Annotated in this window: 11 protein-coding genes; 5 read left to right on the top strand and 6 right to left on the bottom strand. The window is 42.1% G+C overall.

Translation table 11 applies throughout. The annotated features are described in order from the left end of the window. The first annotated feature begins 36 nt into the window (after positions 1-36). The 5 genes from L4C37_RS02625 to L4C37_RS02605 all read left to right on the top strand — a co-directional run bounded on the left by L4C37_RS02625 (position 37) and on the right by L4C37_RS02605 (position 7544). Positions 37-1275, top strand: a complete 1239-nt coding sequence (locus L4C37_RS02625; protein ID WP_429767785.1) for a sigma-54-dependent transcriptional regulator — start codon at positions 37-39, stop codon at positions 1273-1275. Between the two features lie 111 nt (positions 1276-1386). After that, positions 1387-2778: an HlyD family type I secretion periplasmic adaptor subunit gene (locus L4C37_RS02620; protein ID WP_137371821.1), complete on the top strand. Its 1392-nt coding sequence runs from the start codon at positions 1387-1389 to the stop codon at positions 2776-2778. Continuing rightward, the gene (locus L4C37_RS02615; RefSeq protein WP_137371820.1) at positions 2762-3496 is read left to right on the top strand and encodes a transglutaminase-like cysteine peptidase; all 735 of its coding nucleotides are present in this window, start codon (positions 2762-2764) and stop codon (positions 3494-3496) included. The genes L4C37_RS02620 and L4C37_RS02615 overlap by 17 nt, the downstream gene beginning before the upstream one ends. Positions 3497-3501: 5 nt before the next feature. Beyond that, positions 3502-5412, top strand: coding sequence for a bifunctional diguanylate cyclase/phosphodiesterase (locus L4C37_RS02610; RefSeq protein ID WP_429767784.1), 1911 nt, complete (start codon positions 3502-3504; stop codon positions 5410-5412). Between the two features lie 17 nt (positions 5413-5429). Continuing rightward, a complete protein-coding gene (locus L4C37_RS02605; RefSeq protein WP_273294065.1) occupies positions 5430-7544 on the top strand; it encodes a type I secretion system permease/ATPase in 2115 nt (704 codons plus the stop codon). Positions 7545-7720: 176 nt separating this feature from the next. On the opposite strand, the gene L4C37_RS02600 is transcribed toward L4C37_RS02605, so the two are convergent. The 6 genes from L4C37_RS02600 to L4C37_RS02575 form a co-directional block, all read right to left on the bottom strand. Next, on the bottom strand, positions 7721-9391 hold the full coding sequence (locus L4C37_RS02600; RefSeq protein ID WP_137371817.1) for a flagellar assembly protein A: 1671 nt from the start codon (positions 9389-9391) through the stop codon (positions 7721-7723). Between the two features lie 163 nt (positions 9392-9554). After that, positions 9555-11258, bottom strand: a complete 1704-nt coding sequence (locus L4C37_RS02595) for an ATP-binding SpoIIE family protein phosphatase (RefSeq protein WP_429767783.1) — start codon at positions 11256-11258, stop codon at positions 9555-9557. 22 nt (positions 11259-11280) lie between these two features. Continuing rightward, entirely contained in the window at positions 11281-11577 is a 297-nt protein-coding gene (locus tag L4C37_RS02590; RefSeq protein WP_137371815.1) for an STAS domain-containing protein, read from the bottom strand. A 93-nt stretch (positions 11578-11670) separates the two neighbouring features. After that, positions 11671-12840 carry a methyl-accepting chemotaxis protein gene (locus tag L4C37_RS02585; RefSeq protein WP_429767782.1) on the bottom strand — a complete coding sequence of 390 codons (1170 nt, stop codon included), beginning with the start codon at positions 12838-12840 and terminating at the stop codon, positions 11671-11673. A gap of 59 nt (positions 12841-12899) precedes the next feature. Then, complete coding sequence (locus L4C37_RS02580) at positions 12900-13949, bottom strand: protein-glutamate methylesterase/protein-glutamine glutaminase (protein WP_429767781.1); 1050 nt, start codon at positions 13947-13949, stop codon at positions 12900-12902. Then, positions 13949-14572, bottom strand: coding sequence for a chemotaxis protein CheD (locus tag L4C37_RS02575; RefSeq protein WP_372266585.1), 624 nt, complete (start codon positions 14570-14572; stop codon positions 13949-13951). The genes L4C37_RS02580 and L4C37_RS02575 overlap by 1 nt, the downstream gene beginning before the upstream one ends. Between the last annotated feature and the right edge of the window lie 48 nt (positions 14573-14620).

The raw sequence follows: 14620 nt of genomic DNA, 5'->3' as shown, positions 1-14620 counted from the left end.
GAGATTCTGTGACGCATTCAGAAGGACTGAGTTAACATGCCAAATATCTACTTTGTAGACGACGAACCCGCAATTCGAGATTCAGTACAGCAAGCCATGCTTATTGAAGGCGTAATGATCACTTGTTTCCCCAACGCTGTCGAAGCTTTGCAGTGCATCGACACTTCGCAGGCAGGTATCGTTATCACAGATATACATATGCCAGTAATGACAGGCATTGAGTTTACTCAGCAGTTACTTGAAAAAAATGCCCACTTCCAAGTCATCGTTTTAACTGGGCATGGGGATGTTCAAACAGCAGTGTCTGCAATGAAAGCTGGCGCGTATGACTTTCTTGAAAAGCCTTTTGCGATTGATAAGTTGCAAACGGCAATCCAAAAAGCAACTGACAAGCTCGACTTGATGCAAGAAAATGTATTGCTTCGCAAAGAGTTAGATATGCAGACTCACGTAGGACCAAAGCTCCTTGGGCAATCTCCATCGATGGTCAAGCTGCGCCGGGATCTGGTCGCATTGAACCCAACGCAAGATAATTTCATGTTATTGGTCGGTGATACAGGTACAGGTAAACGCATCACCGCACAATATCTACACGACCTTCACCACCCATATGATTCAGAGCTCTACGCACTAGCGGCTCATGAATTACCAGCTCACAATGAAACAGAGTTTAAGCAATTTTTTTTTCAGAGGCTCTCTAAACCTCAGATCGGCACAATCTACCTCTATCAAGCAGACATACTAACCGTTCAACAATGGACTTGGCTTACTGACTTAAAATTAGAGTGCAACGAATGTGCAACTAGTATCATTATCGCGATCCACACCCCACCGACAACATTTCACAGTGAGTTCCGTCGCTTCGATTTGTTACCCTTGTGTGAACGTAAAGAAGACATTCGTATATTGTTTAAACACTTTGCACGAAGCGCGGCGAGTCGCTATCAATTACCACCACCAACTATTACCGAAGAAGAAATTCAGCAACTTACAAACAAATCATGGTCAGAAAATATCAAGCAGCTACGCCAACATGCGGAGCTAAGAGCACTCAAACCAAGTGACCTTTCAGGTATCAATTGCCTGGCCAGCGATGAGCAAAAATCACTCAATCAACGAATAGATCTGTTTGAGCAAACTCTATTGATTGAAGTTCTCCATCGATATCACGGACGATTAAAAGATGTGCAGCTAGAATTACAAGTATCTCGGAAAACGCTTTATGACAAACTGAAAAAGCACCAACTTGATAAAACCAATTTTAAAAATGGATGACTTGATAAAATACATTAAGTTGAAGGGCAAATAAAAACAAAGCCTTAACATTTATATTAACTAATAATACACTCAAGAAGCTTACTTTTATTACGTAAACAAGGACAATAAATGAGCCACAAAGGTTTTAATAAGCTTAGTACCACTGAATTGGAGTATGTCGACGACAAAACGGCGGCACTTCTACTAAATACTCCAACAAGTGCCCGCATCATGCTATGGGTAATGGTGCTATTTTTTGTGGCTGCTATTGGGTGGGCAGCATGGGCTGAAATAGACAAAGTGACAGTGGGACAAGGTAAAGTCATTCCCTCTTCGCAAATTCAAGTAGTGCAAAACCTTGAAGGTGGTTTAGTAAAAGAGATTCTGGTTAAAGAAGGTCAACAAGTTCAAAAAGGCCAGCAGTTACTATTAATTGATGACACTCGTTTTCGTTCTGATTTTCGTGAGCGTGAGCAGCAAGTTGCAAACTTAACAGCAAGTGTTTTGATGCTATCCGCTTCTTTAACCAGTGTGGTGATTGATGAAAATTCAGCTGAAAAAAATTGGGAACAAAGCATCCGCCTTGATTTCAATAAATTAGCCTTCCCTCCTAAATTTTACGAACTCCAACCAAAACTCGTTAGTCGCCAAAAAGCAGAATACAGACAAGACCTGAATAATCTTAAAAACCAATTATCGGTATTTGACCAGCAAGTCGAACAGAAACAACAAGACCTTGTAGAAATTCTTGCGCGAACTAAAAACTTACGAGAAAGCTACCGCTTTGCTAGAAAAGAGCTTGAGATTACAAAGCCTCTTGCTGATGAAGGCGTTGTACCGCGTATTGAGCTATTAAAACTGCAAAGACAAGTGAACGATACTCGACGTGAGATGACCTCTAGTGAGTTAAAGATCCCCCTACTTCGCTCCGCGATTAAGGAAGCCCAACTTAGCCGGATTGATGCCGCACTTAATTTCCGTTCAGACCAACAAGAGAAATTAAACCAAGCACAAGATAAGCTGTCTGCACTGACAGAATCTGCCGTTGGTCTTGCTGACAGAGTAAACCGAACTGTTGTGGTATCTCCTGTAACGGGAACAGTAAAAACATTAGGCATTAACACAGTCGGCGGTGTAATTCAGCCGGGTATGGACATTGTAGAAATCGTACCTACAGAAGATTCACTATTAATTGAAGCGAAGATTGCACCTCAAGATATCGCCTTCCTTCGCCCTCAGCTTGCAGCTATCGTGAAACTTAGTGCTTATGACTTTACCAAGTACGGCGGTTTAGAAGGAATTTTGGAGCATATCAGCGCCGATACAACTCAAGATGAGGAAGGTAATAGCTTTTATATCGTAAGAATTAGAACAGAGCAGCATTCATTTGGTAACAACGGAGAACTGCCGATCATTCCAGGAATGACCGCCTCAGTCGATATCATTACAGGTAAAAGAACCGTTCTAGAATATATATTGAAGCCAATACTAAGTGCTCAAAATAATGCCCTTAAAGAATAAGGTATATAGCCTCCGAGGAAAGAAGCTCGGCAATAAACACAACATTAAAAGCCTAAGCAGTGCTGCGCTTATTTTAACGCTGTGTGCTTCATTTGCCTCTTCAGCACTGAATACGAAAGATCAACAATGGGTTAGTGCAGTAACCCAAACATACGGTGAAAGAGCGGGCAAACGAGTTTCGACTTGGCGCTCAAATATTTCTGAGTATAAAAATTTAAGTGAAGCAGACAAGTTAACCTCAATTAACCGGTTTTTTAACCAACTGTATTTTGTGAATGATGACGTCTTGTGGGGGAAAAACGACTACTGGGCAACACCTTTAGAGTTTTTAGGAAGTAATGCCGGCGACTGTGAAGATTTCACAATTGCTAAATACTTTTCACTTTTGGAGCTTGGCGTACCTGATAAAAAACTACGTTTAGTGTACGTAAAAGCTCTTGAGTTAAACCAATTTCACATGGTACTGGCGTATTACTCTACACCAAGTGCCGAGCCGCTAATTTTAGACAACATTAACCCTGAAATAATGCGCGCTTCAAAACGAAGAGACCTATTACCTGTTTATAGCTTCAATGGTAAAAACCTTTGGCTAATGAAGTCCAAGGCAGGTAACGGAAAACTAGCAGGTAAGTCTTCACGATTGAGTCTATGGAACGACTTACGCTCACGTGAACGCTCTCTAAAATTAAACAAACCCATTATCAATTACGACGAGTAGGTACAATGACTTTATATAAACAGCTTGTGGTCGGAATGGTTGCGGTCTTTATCTTGCTTATGGCATCGGTATTTATGATCGAATTTGATACCACCCGCGATCACTTAGAAGAGCAACAACGCTCTGAAGTGAATAACACCATAAATACCGTTGGGCTGGCGTTAGCACCTTATTTGGAAGATAAAGACCCAATTGCGGTCGAGTCGGTCATTAATGCTCTCTTTGATGGGAGTTCTTACTCTGTCGTACGCTTAATTTTCCTTGATTCAAGTGATGAAATTCTACGCTCGTATCCTGTCAAACCTAGTGGTGTGCCGACTTGGTTTACAGACTTGCATCTCTTCGGACAAATTCACGAACGTCGCGTAATCACTAGTGGCTGGATGCAATTGGCTGAAGTTGAGATTGTAAGTCACCCAGGCGCTGCCTATGAGCAGCTCTGGCAAGCGTTAATTAAACTATTAACTATGTTTGGCTTAATTTTCATCATCGGACTAGCGGCTATTTCATGGATACTCAAACGCGCATTACGCCCGCTGTCTCTGATCATCGTGAAAATGGACCAAATCGCTAGGAACCAATTTGGAGAACCTCTCACTCGCCCTAAAACCAAAGATTTAATTATGGTGGTTGATGGTATTAATCAAATGTCGACTCAAGTTGAGATGGCATTCAAGAACCAAGCAAAAGAAGCTCAGAAATTAAGAGAGCGAGCATACATCGATCCTGTATCTCAACTCGGTAATCGTGCGTTCTACATGTCTCAACTAAACCAATGGCTAACGGAATCTAGTATTGGTGGTTTGGCCGTATTACAAGCTCAGTTCATTACCGATGAATACGAAGAAAAAGGCTATCAAGAAGGTGACTCTCTGGTACATCACCTTGCTGACCAACTGAAAACATCTATCACTTCCCCAGGTCTTACAATTGCTCGTATATCAAAAGATGAATTTGGCTTTATTTTGCCAAACGTAGATGAAAGCGAATTAAAGATTATTGCCGACAGCATTGTCGTATGCGTACAGGATTTACAATCAGATCCGACAGGTACAGCAAGCGCAGCTATTTCTTTAGGTGTGACTTACAGTAGTCAAAATAAGACCAGTACAGAAATTATGTCGTTGGTGGATAATGCTTTATCTATTGCAAAATCCAGCCCTGAGCAGAAGTACGGTTACATTTCCGGTGACGACCACGCAACAATAATGGGTAAACAGCAGTGGCGTGATCTAGTAGAAGAAGCGATCCACGATGAATTAGTGACCTTCCGCCTACAGTCTGCTAATAACACTTTCGGTTCTACCTACCACCAAGAAGTATTCTCTGCGATTGAAAAAGATGGGGTTCGCTACAGTGCCAATCAGTACTTGTTTGCATTAGAGCAACTGGAATCAAGCCATATTCTTGACCAATTTGTAATTGAGCAAATGATTAAGAAAATGAAAACTGGTGAAGTGACAAATCCTGTCGCAATTAACATTTCGCCTAGCAGCGTCGCACAACCAAGTTTCATTCGCTGGGTTGGTAATATTCTTGAGAAGAATCCGACTCATGCACCTAAGCTGCACTTTGAGATCCCTGAAAACTGCTTCATTCAAGAACCTCATTATACAGCTCTATTATGTAATACATTACGCAGTGCTGATTCAGTATTCGGGGTTGATAACTACGGTCGAAACTTCCAGTCACTGGATTACATTAATGAGTTCAGACCAAGTTACGTGAAACTCGATTACCTATTCACGCATAATTTAGATGATGAAAAACAGAAATTCACACTGACATCAATTTCTCGTACTGCGCATAATTTGGGTATTACGACTATTGCTTCACGTGTAGAGACTCAAACACAGTTGGACTTCTTGTCTGAGCACTTCGTGGAAGTGTTCCAAGGCTTCATTGTTGACAAATAGTTGTAAGGTCAAATTACATGCAAGATCCACTATTAAATTCGCTGATTTACGTAAGTCGTTATTACGGATTAGCCAATTCGCCGGAAGCTTTGGTCAATGGATTGCCACTGACAGACGGCAAGCTTACGCCTTTTTTATTCCCTCGCTCAGCAGAGCGTGCAGGGCTAGTAGCAAAAGAAAACCGAGCTGAGCTCGATAAAATACCACACCTGATCCTACCTGCTATTTTGCTCCTTAAACAAGGGGGAGCGTGTGTTCTTAACAGTATCGATTTAGAAAAATCAGAAGCTGAAGTTACAACAACTGAAAGCGGTATGGTGCCAATTGTAATCCCTTTGGAAGAACTCAAAGAGCAATTCATTGGACGTTACTTTCTAGTAAAAAAACAATTTCGCTACGACGAGCGATCACCTGAAATACTCAAAACACGTGATGGTCACTGGTTTTGGAGCACAATCTGGCAATCTAAAAACATTTACCGAGACGTATTAATCGCCTCGATTTTGATTAACTTGTTCGCTATTGCAGCCCCCATGTTTACGCGTTTGGTATACGATAAAGTTGTTCCTAATTTAGCGTTTGAAACTCTGTGGGTGTTAGCGAGTGGTATCTTTGTTGTCTTCCTTTTCGACTTTGCTTTGAAATTGATGAGAAGCTACTTCATTGATGTTGCCGGTAAAAAATCCGATATTCTGATTTCATCTAAAATCTTCAGCAAAGTTTTAGGGATCCGAATGGAAGCAAAACCGCCTTCTGTCGGGGCTTTCGCAAGACACTTACAAGAATTTGAGTCTATTCGTGAGTTCTTTACCTCTGCCACGATTAGTTCATTAATCGATTTACCTTTTGCTTTGCTGTTTTTATTACTGATCTGGCTAATGGCAGGCAACTTAGTACTGGTTCCAATTATTGGAGTCGTCATTTTGATTATTCACGCAATGCTCATTCAAGGACCATTGCGTAAAACCATTGAAGAAGGATCTCGTCTAGCTTCGCAAAAATACGCGAATTTAATAGAAAGCTTAGCTGGGCTAGAAACCGTAAAAATCTTCAGTGCTCAAAGTCAATTCCAATACCGTTGGGAAGAAGCTGTCGCGCACATGGCCGAATGGAATATCAAGAGCCGCCGAATCACTGACAGCATTCAAAATGCAGCCGGGTTTGTTCAGCAAAGCACCAATGTTGGTATGATTATTCTAGGTGTTTACTTGATTGCGGAAGGCGACTTGACTATGGGCGGGTTGATTGCCGCGACAATGTTGAGTGGTCGTGCTATTGGTCCTCTGGTTCAATTATCTTTGCTTTCGACACGGTATAATCAAGCGAAATCATCCATGACAATTATTGAACAGGTTATGGATATGCCAGATGAGCAAGAGGAAGGTAAGCGCTATATTCACCGCCCTATAGTTCAAGGACGTGTAGAACTTGATAAGGTCAGCTTCAGCTACCCAGAAGCATCAGTAGCATCAATCAGAGATCTCAGCTTAACCATCAACCCTGGTGAGAAAGTTGCCATTATTGGGCGAATTGGTTCGGGGAAAACGACTTTGGAACGCCTCATTATGGGGCTATATAAGCCTACAGCAGGACATGTTCGTATTGATGATACTGACATCGAACAACTGCATCATGTCGACGTACGACGCAACATAGGCTGTGTACCTCAAGACAGTAATTTATTCTTTGGCTCAATTCGCGACAACATAACATTAGGACGCCCACTTGTGGATGACAGAGATGTTATGGACGCTGCCAACCGAGCTGGTGTGACGGTATTTACTCAGCAAGACCCTGCTGGTTTAGAGAGGCAAGTAGGAGAAGGTGGGGCTCAGCTTTCCGGAGGTCAGCGCCAAGCAGTTGCCATTGCCCGTGCAATGCTAGGTCGTCCACCCGTATTATTAATGGATGAACCGACCAGCGCCATGGATAACCGTTCTGAAATGCATATAAAACATCAGCTTGGGCAAATGAAGAAAAGTGAGACTCTTATTCTCATCACTCATAAAACATCGATGCTTGATATTGTCGACCGAGTAATTGTGATGGAAAAAGGCAGCATTATTGCTGACGGACCTAAACAGCAAGTTTTGTCTGACTTGAAGCAAGGAAAAGTCAGGGCTGTTAGTTAGTTAGTTAGTTAGTTAGTTAAGCGAAACAAAAAGGGAGCGATTACGCTCCCTTTTTATTTTTCTAATTCATTATGATTCAATATTAAAAATCGACCTTACGATTCAATGAGATACCATTTCCAATCTATACAAAGTCAAAGCTGTATCGCACCAAATATAACACCTATAGAAGCCTACTAAACCGCGACGTCTTCATCATCCATCTTGAATGAACACTGAATCTCATACTGGTTAAATGTGAACACGCTACCGCCATGGGTGCGCTTTGTCGTGACCACTTCATCACCAAACTGAACAGACACTCGCGTATATACTTTATCGAAAGCCTCAATATTGCAGTTTTGTAAGTGTTCTTCGAAATCCATTTCAAGTAGTTCGAGTTGAGATTGCCCAGCATCGAGTGCTTGGCTATTTTGAACCTTCATATCTTCGATTGAACGTTGTTCTTCTTCTGTTCTTTCCGCTTTTGGCTTTTTCTTAAATTCTAATTCTTTGCGGATGACTTCCATGGTCGCTTCTTGGGCTTGTTTATACGTATCTTTCAAAGCCACAATTTTTTGTTTATAGCTGTCATATTTTGCAAACGCGTGTACTTTCGTCGCAGTGTCGCCCTCAACACCCAATAGAACACATTTCACGCTTCCACCAACTTTGGCTTCACCACCGCTTAATGTGCCATGCTTTTTCATCGCATCCATCACAAGCAAATCATGCCCGCAGCGAATATCATTACTCATGCTATGTACGCTTAACTGAATATCTTGTCCTGCTTGCAATTCAGAAAATTGAGCATAGTTGGCGGTAATATTACCTTTAGTAAAAACCTTACAGCTTTTCGGCTGACCATCGCTGACTGTATGCCCGATAATCCCTTTACCTACCGTGATATCACCTTGAGCCTGAACCTCCGCCGATTCAATAAAGCCACCGACAGTGACACTGCCTGAAGCTTTCACCACCATACCAGCTTCTATGTCACCAGAAACAAACACATTACCCTTGAATTTCACATGCCCGGTTCCCACTCCCACACTATTTAGACAAAGCGCATTATCCACTTCAATGCTCTTTTCTTTGATAATGGGAAGGCCAGAGTTTGTCGCGACTAATACGTTCGGATCTTCAGAAGAAATATGAGTGCCTTTACCGGCTTTTAACAGGCTGTCTTTGCCTGGAAGAGGGGGAATAATTCTACCTTGAACCGTAAAGCCCGCTTGCCCCTTTGTCGCAGGTATGCGTTTCATGACCTCATCGTTTTCACCTACGGTAATGGTTTTACCTAGGTCTCTCATGTCGAGTTTGCCGGAGTCATTACTTCTTGGTTTTAGCACTTGTTTAGAGACATCTTTTACAAGTGGGATGAACTGAGCATCTTTACCTTTTGTCGCTTGTTTGCCTTGCGCCACCGCCTGTGTAAATTGCTCACCAGGTTTAAGCTGATTACTCATCAGTAAGACTTTCTTTAGCGCCAGCTTGTTTATACCTTTAGTGATATGAGCTTGAGCCAAACAATGTACAATTTCATTACCACGTAAGCCTCGACCTTTAAAAGCCCCCGTGACAATAATACTTGCTAGCATCTCATCAGTAGAAACTTCAACCTCAGCAGATGCATTACGTACTTCGGCTATCACTACACCGTCATAGGCTTCGCCTTTACCTTCTTTCGCTAAGTTAACGAATCTAAGTACCTCATCTTCCATAAGGAAGTAATCCGTTACTTTTAGCGTTTCTAATACTTCAGGTAAACCTTTAGGGTCAAACACAGCATCAACCACAAAGCCAGACTGTAGCTTGGCTACAACCTGTTGCTTATTTTCTGATAATGTAACGATGCTATCCCACATAAGGTTACGGCTTCCAAGAAAAGTGTCTAAGGATTAGTCTATATAATAAATAAATTTGATAAAATGCTCTGATTACAATTATCAGGGTCACATCACTTACTTTAATTCCTGAAACAACATCTCAATAATGAGAATTACATAAAAATACTTAAATAATCATGGATCATTCACAAAATTCATTAGCGGACCCTAAACAATAGACAGCAGTAACGCCTTTTCCTTCATTGTAGTAGTGAAGTGAATGGCATAAATGAGACACCAAAATGATCCCTCTTCCATAAGACTGCATGTCATCAGGTTGGTTATACCGATTGATATCAAACCCACTGCCGTTGTGCTCTAGTTGCATAATAAGCTGGCTTTCTTCTGGTTTGAAATCGAGTTTCAGTTGCACCCACGCACTTTCATCAAGCTTTCTTAATCGCTGCTCACGTAACTGGTAAAATGAGTAAAAACCATCAGGGTCATCTTTCATTTTCGAGTCCAGGTTCAATAAGCCATGTTCAATGGCATTCGCAAATAGCTCCGAAAGTACCGAACAGACTAAATCAAGATCTTGCCCACCAGATATGATCCCTGTCAGGTATTGCCTGACTTCCGCCATAACCGTCACCTGAGTAAGCACCGACTTTGGAAAAAACAGAGAAGCACTACTAGGGACGTGACTAATACCACTCGCTTGAGTTGTACTCACTTGTGGCTGGCGGTTTTTGATCGGAAAATTCATTTGCAAAATAGACACATCATCACTTTCTCTCTCAGTCGAAAAATGATGCACTTCTTCATACAAGGTTTCGATAATGGAGCCCGACTGTACCGCACATGGCTGCTGAAAGGTCGATTCCAAACGGTCTTGACCAAACTGTTCACCGTCCAAATTCACAGCTTCAGTAACCCCGTCGGTGTAGCTAATAATTTGATGCCCTTTTTCAAGCTTCATATTAACTAAGTTCACTTCGAACTCATGTTTATCTAGTACACCTAACGGCATATGGCTTGATCTTAGTTGGTGAAGAATATTTCCTTCACTATCTAAAACATAACTATCGGGTAAGCCCCCTCCCCACCAACTCACATCAAGACCATTGCTTTTAATTTCGAAGACACTGGCCGCTAACATCATTCCCATAGGTAAAAACCGAACAAGAGAATCATTCACTTCAGTGACAATTTCCCCTAGTGACAAGCCTTTGGCTGCCATAGAAAAAAATGCACGAGTAGCAGGAATTGCAGAAATAGCGGCGGGTAAACCATGCCCAGTGGCGTCTGCTATCATGACGTAAACACCACCATGAGGGCGGTTAGCCACAAGAATAAGATCGCCATTAAAAACCGTTGAAGGTGTCGATATGTATTTGAGCCCTGAAATATTCGAGAGTAGTGAACTCATTTCATCCATCAAATTGGTAAAAATTGATTCTGCTATCGAATGGTCATAATTGACTTGTTCGTGAAAGTGGTGGAGCTCATCTCTCTGCTCACGAAGCTCATTATGCATGCGCGCAATTCGAAAGTGCGCTTGAACCTTCGCTAATAAAACAGACCGGTCAATAGGCTTAGGAATAAAGTCGTCCCCAAGGTTTAAACACCTTTTATAGGAATCTTTATCGTCTAATACGCTCAGAAACAAAATGGGGATATGGTGATCAGGGAAAGCCTTTCGAATATCTTTGGCGGTTTCGAATCCATCTTTAACAGGCATCATTACGTCTAAAATGATGATATCCGGCAATATTGACATCTCTTTCATGGATTCAACGACACTTGCACCATCTTCGAAAGCATAAAACTGCTCAGCGATATCATTGAGCATAAACCGACACAGTTCTCGGTTTGTTTCATGATCATCCACAACAACTATTCGCATACTTGCTCTCCTTAGAACGGTGCTATTCGATCATAAATTTCTTATCAAACCTCGATATCAGTAAAATCTTTTTTACCTGAGGCATCGTGTTGGTAATCGTGATTTTTTGGTTAGGAGAAAGATACTTTTGCATATTAAGAAGCATGCCGAGCCCCGCACTATCAATGTAATCCACTCGTCGAAAATCAATGGTGTAGTTGAAATCCTTTTTCTCGTAATAACATTGGCGAAACTCCTGCACTAAGTTAAAGCCAAAAGCGCCTTCAATCGCAATTTCAATATTGTTATTTCCGTGATTTACCGTGCTTGTTAGCGACATCGCTTACCCCCGCTTGTTTTCGACAAAAGCTGCTCTGAACTCACAACTTTCTCTAAAAGATTTCTCGGTATACCTTCTAAAACAATTTACCGTCTAAAACAGCTCCACTTCACCTTCATCAATGCTGCTTTGATTCGCAGCCGGGCCGCCTCTATTTCGTGAAGCATCCAGTAATCCTTCAAGCCTTAACGAAAACTCATCTTCCGAAATTTCCTGTCGATTGAAAACATTCACTAGCTGTACGACCTCATCAAACAAGTACAACGTTTTATTCGCATACTCCCCTTGCTGGGAAACAATATCGGCAAACTGCAATGCACGAATGCCATTCCCTACTTGCTGTGAAAGCTCTTGCCCAAGCGCTCTAATTTTCAGTACTTCTTTCTCTACCGCGACATTCACTTTTTGAACACCAGTAAGCATGTCATCCACTTGTTCTTTTGATTCAATGGCTATGGTCATATCAATAGATGCCATATCCCCTACCGTAGAGTTCGCCTGTTTTACGGTTTCTTGGGCTATGTTTATTTCGCTCTCTATTTGATCATTCAATGTTTTCGCTTTGACTGACAATTCTCGAACTTCTTGCGCCACAACAGCAAAGCCTCGCCCTGCATCACCAGCTCTCGCCGCTTCAATTGCTGCATTCAACGCTAACAAATTAGTTTGCTCTGAAAGCCCTCTCACTCTTTCTAGTAGCTTGAATACCGTATCCAATTTGTCTGACATGTCATGAATACTGTGGACCGCAGAGATACTTTTTTCAGAAATGTCGACCAGCGTTTTTACGAATTGATCAATAATTTCTTCGGTACGAGGCAGTACTCTCGACAGGCTGTATTCACTATCTTGATTAGCAAGCATGTCATTCACTAATCCTTCAGATACTTGGCTTTGTTCTTCGCTGACTTTCTGTAATCCAAAAAAACTATCATTTAGCGTTTCCGCTGATTCTTCGATGATTTGAGTTTGTCGATTTAAAGACTGATGAATGTTAGGTAAGTTATCGGAGTAAAAGCGATTCACCGTGTTCATCAACTGCGCGCTCACCTGATCGGATTTTTCTTGTGAAAGGTCAGGATCACTCTCTTTGACATGTAAACCCGAAGGGAAAGTGAACCAAGGCAGAGCCGCTGCAACTATCATTAGCCCTATCTGAATACTCGATGTTGCGTACAACACCGCAATTGCTAACAATATGACTTGTGTCGTGATTACGACTGCATATTTCATTTTTGACTGTAACGTCATTTCATTGTTCATAAGCCGTCCCTGACATTCTTCTATTTCTGCATTCTAATTTTTGAAGTTATCTCGAGTATTTATTCGCTAGATACACACTTTCGAATCTCCTTGTGGATCTTTGATAACGCTCTAACATGCTGCACAGCCCCTACTTCAACCGCGACTCTGGGCATCCCCCATACCACTGAAGACTGCTCATCTTGTGCGATAGTAATAGCACCGTTTTGCATCATTCTTAACATGCCATTTGCGCCATCGCTGCCCATTCCAGTTAAGATAATGCCCAGCGCTTTATCGCTCACCACTTCAGCAACTGAGTCAAACATCACATCGACCGAAGGTTTATGTCGGTTAACAGGAGGTCTATCGTCCACCTGGCCAAATAACTTACCTCCCTTACGTATAATCACGAGATGTTTATCTCCGGGAGCAACATACGCTCTTCCGTGAATAAGCGGCACAGTGCCATCACTCAACTCTTGAACATTGACTTTACTTACGCTGTCTAAACGGGCTGCAAAAGGTTTAGTAAACAAAGCGCTAATATGCTGAGTAATAACGATAGGAGGAAGCCCGCTTGGCAAGGCTGATAAAACATGACGCACAGCTTCCGTTCCTCCGGTGGATGCTCCTATTGCAATCAACTCAATATTAGAATGACCCGGCGCCACTGGAGCTAAATCCACATCACTGGACATACTCTCTAGAGGTTTCCCATTTACGTTAGCCTTAGCTGCCATTTTGAGTTTTTTATTGATCAATGATCTATAGCTAAGCATGTCTCCTGTACTGTCCATCGCAGGCTTGGGAAAGTAGTCGATAGCGCCTAATTCCAAAGCTTGCAGCGTGGTTTCTGCTCCATGCTGAGTCAAAGTGGAGATCATCACGACAGGCATAGGTCTTAAACGCATAAGGTTTTTTAGAAACTGCACGCCATTCATTTTCGGCATCTCAATATCAAGCGTGATCACATCTGGATTATGCTTTTTGATCAAAGCTCTTGCTTCATAAGGATCTTCAGCAGTTGCGATCACTTCCAAAGCGGGATCCGACGAGATCAACTCCGATAACAATGCTCGGAACACGGGCGAATCATCCACAACGATCACTTTAATTTTTCTACACATTAAAATAACTCCACATCGTCGTTGGGTTGGTGACTATCAGACTCAACCTGCTGAGCGTAATGGTCTTCTTCATGTCTTAAATGGCTCACTTCGGCAAATGGAATCCTCTTAAGCCAAGCCTTTCCGGAAAGTGGATCAAAAATAATCTTACGAGGCTCTAATCCTCCTAAATCGTAAGCATCAAGTTCGAAACCTTCTTGCTTAGCGTAGCGTAAAACAAAGTCGACATTTTTCTCACCAATGGCTGACTTTATGCCGTGCATTTGCGCACCACCAAAAAGCTTCATATGCATTCGACTTCGATTTGCACCAAGAGAAATCAATTGATTAACCAACATTTCCATTGCATAGCTACCATATCGAGAGGCTGTCGACACCACATCATCATGTGACCAGTGGTGATGTTCACTGCTGTGCGCCATCGGTAACAAGAAATGGTTCATTCCTCCAACCTGAGCAAAAGGGTCCCAAATACAAGCTGCGACACAAGAACCTAACCCCGTGCTGATGACTTCTTTTTCGGCTGTGCAGTACAACCCCCCTGGCAGTACTTTAACAACATGTTGCTGCCTCAGTTCATGATAAAACCGACTGTAGTAAGCGCCCTGCTCTTTGGCTAACACGGGCTAAATTCTTTCATTACACACTCCATATGTTCCATTTAGGCGCTC

The sequence above is a fragment of the Vibrio kagoshimensis genome, from assembly GCF_050337535.1.
GTDB lineage: Bacteria > Pseudomonadota > Gammaproteobacteria > Enterobacterales > Vibrionaceae > Vibrio > Vibrio gallaecicus.
Note: the sequence above shows the minus strand (reverse complement) of the source record. Positions and strands in the feature narration are given on the sequence as shown.

Coding starts and splice junctions, on each gene's coding strand:
- L4C37_RS02605 (WP_273294065.1), top strand. CDS start 5,430: ATGCAAGATCCACTATTAAATTCGCTGATTTACGTAAGTCGTTATTAC.
- L4C37_RS02585 (WP_429767782.1), bottom strand. CDS start 12,840: ATGAACAATGAAATGACGTTACAGTCAAAAATGAAATATGCAGTCGTA.
- L4C37_RS02595 (WP_429767783.1), bottom strand. CDS start 11,258: ATGCGAATAGTTGTTGTGGATGATCATGAAACAAACCGAGAACTGTGT.
- L4C37_RS02610 (WP_429767784.1), top strand. CDS start 3,502: ATGACTTTATATAAACAGCTTGTGGTCGGAATGGTTGCGGTCTTTATC.
- L4C37_RS02615 (WP_137371820.1), top strand. CDS start 2,762: ATGCCCTTAAAGAATAAGGTATATAGCCTCCGAGGAAAGAAGCTCGGC.
- L4C37_RS02580 (WP_429767781.1), bottom strand. CDS start 13,949: ATGTGTAGAAAAATTAAAGTGATCGTTGTGGATGATTCGCCCGTGTTC.
- L4C37_RS02620 (WP_137371821.1), top strand. CDS start 1,387: ATGAGCCACAAAGGTTTTAATAAGCTTAGTACCACTGAATTGGAGTAT.
- L4C37_RS02600 (WP_137371817.1), bottom strand. CDS start 9,391: ATGTGGGATAGCATCGTTACATTATCAGAAAATAAGCAACAGGTTGTA.
- L4C37_RS02625 (WP_429767785.1), top strand. CDS start 37: ATGCCAAATATCTACTTTGTAGACGACGAACCCGCAATTCGAGATTCA.
- L4C37_RS02590 (WP_137371815.1), bottom strand. CDS start 11,577: ATGTCGCTAACAAGCACGGTAAATCACGGAAATAACAATATTGAAATT.